The sequence below is a fragment of the Desulfobacterium sp. N47 genome (assembly GCF_051233685.1).
In the GTDB taxonomy this organism is placed as follows: Bacteria; Desulfobacterota; Desulfobacteria; order Desulfobacterales; family RPRI01; genus RPRI01.
In genome coordinates this window covers 1-2299 of sequence record NZ_JBAMMY010000143.1, presented here as the reverse complement: position 1 = coordinate 2299, position 2299 = coordinate 1, and the positions used below count along the sequence as shown (strand labels likewise).

Here is a 2299-nt window from a genome sequence, read left to right as displayed (position 1 = left end):
TAAGTTGGGCAAGGCCGTTATCGTTACCGGTTTAATGATCAGGGAGATGTTCGTAATCCCTGAACTGGCAAGACTCAGAACCGCTTGCCAATAAATTCTTTTGCCATTTTTGCAAGAACTTTACAATTAAGGGACTAAATAGTTCTGATTAACAAGTAAATAAAAACGATTCAGAAAATAAACAAAATAAATAACTTTTTACTTGTGCATAATTCATAGAGGCCTAAAAAAATAAATTAAATCAAAAGTTTTCTAATTTGCTTAATAATATTGAAGATTTATCAAATACTTTGCGTTTGAAATCCAAATAATTTTCTTTAATATCAATATTATCACCAGCAATATTCATTGCAGTCAATATCATAATTCCAAGCGGGTTAAAGCGTGAGGGAGAGCCCTTCTGTTGAGATTCAGCTTTTTCAACCTCTTTAACGAGCATTTCTGCCACTTCTTTCGCTTTTTCAACCTGAGTTTCGGCTTTAAATGTATATTGCTTTCCAAATAGTTCTATTGTAATTAATTGTTCCAATAAGAAATATCTACCTTTCAAAATAATTTAAATAGCGTCTAATTATCAGCCTCGGCAATTTCGCTGAGCCTGCCTAAAAGATTATCTATTTTTGATTTAACCATGTCTCTTTCCTGAATGTAGCTATTTTCCTTTTCAATTCTTGCCTGCAATTCCTCTTCTAATTTTAGTATGTTATTCTTAAGCTCCAAGTTTGCCGCTTCATATGATTTGCAAACACCAAATAGTTTTTCAAGTCTATTTTCTATCTCATCAAATTGCCTTATGATCAATTCTTTATCCAAATTACCACCTCGTATCCTTTATCTTTTATAATATTCAATCCATGCCAAAGTCAAGATATAATACATCATTTACAATGTTGCAAATCATAGAATCATTCGTTTTTTTAATATGTTTTCTACGGTCATCAACTCCTCCATGCTGTTTACACCTAATATCTCTTCACTATCTTGACCAATCATTGCTCCTACATTTTTGTTTTCGGAGTATCCGATTTTAACAACATCTGTAAGGTAAAATTCTCCCTGAGCATTATTTGCTTCGATCTTATTAAGGGAGTATTCCAGAAATTCTTTCTTTATACAATAAACTCCTGAATTTATAATATTTATCCGTTTTTGCTTATCATCTGCATCAGCTTCCTCTATTATCCCGGAAACGCAATTTTTTTCATCCATTATAATCCGTCCGTATCCCTTGGGATTATTGATTTTAACTGCCAGAACAGATACGTCACGATCTGATTCAAGATGGTCATCATAAAGCTTTTTTACCGTATCAAAGGATAGAAGCGACACATCACCACAAAAAATCAATACCTGTTTAGAATATTGGGGCAATAAAGATAAAGCACACTTAACGGCATGCCCGGTACCGAGCTGTTCCTTTTGTAAAGCGAAAGCAACACTATAATCTTTTGATATTACCTCGCTGACTTTTTCGGCCTGATTTCCAACTACAACAACGATATTATTGCCGGCAATTTTCTTAGCTGTTTCAAGTACATACATTATCATAGGTTTACCGTTGATCTCATGCAATACCTTCGCCTTGTCCGATTTCATTCGTTTTCCTAATCCGGCAGCAAGAATTACAGCAACAAGCTTATTGTCTGTTTTCACCATAAAATCCTTATGTTAATAATCCGATATTCAAACCAAGCGGTATTTCTTTATTATTAAGCCATCTCTTTGCTTTGGTAAAATGTCATTTAATGCAACTTTACCAAACCTGACTTAAATATATCAGTACTAAAGTTGAAAATAAATATCAATGGGAATATCACAATGAGAAACCGTATTTTTTTAAAGGGTAATTTTGCAGCGAACTAAAGCCTGATGGACTTGTAAAAAGCCGGAAAATACCAGTTCCGTCATGCCGGACCCGATAAGTCTGCCCCGGCAAGCTTTAAGCCGGTGGCATCCAGCAATTTCAATACCTTCCGGATACCGGCTTTCGCCGGTATGACGGTCTGGGGACTTTTTACGGAAGCATCAACCTTAACAAACAACGTTTCTATATTCTGAATAAACAATCTTTCGTTATCAACAGAATCTCTAATTTTTTTATGGTATGTAGTGTCTCGTCATGCTTGCAATGTCGTAAATAGTATGATAATATTATTTCTTAACCCTACAACGATATTTAGTTTAATTTAATATTGTACAATGCAACATAATCTGCTATACTTTCCGGAACAACCGCAAAAAGGAGGTAGCTTATGTTGCCGGAATGCAGGATTCAAGACGACCCATACCATATTCCAAA

3 protein-coding genes are annotated in these 2299 nt (G+C 34.6%); all 3 read right to left on the bottom strand.

What is annotated here, in order from left to right; all coding sequences use genetic code 11:
• Positions 1–241: 241 nt before the first annotated feature.
• Positions 242–529 carry a cell division protein ZapA gene (zapA, locus tag VXK47_RS09470; RefSeq protein WP_435548536.1) on the bottom strand — a complete coding sequence of 96 codons (288 nt, stop codon included), beginning with the start codon at positions 527–529 and terminating at the stop codon, positions 242–244.
• Positions 530–567: 38 nt separating this feature from the next.
• Positions 568–813, bottom strand: a complete 246-nt coding sequence (locus VXK47_RS09465; protein ID WP_435548535.1) for a hypothetical protein — start codon at positions 811–813, stop codon at positions 568–570.
• A gap of 84 nt (positions 814–897) precedes the next feature.
• Positions 898–1656 (bottom strand): sugar phosphate nucleotidyltransferase, encoded by a 759-nt coding sequence (locus VXK47_RS09460; RefSeq protein ID WP_435548534.1) that lies wholly within the window; start codon positions 1654–1656, stop codon positions 898–900.
• Positions 1657–2299 lie beyond the last annotated feature (643 nt).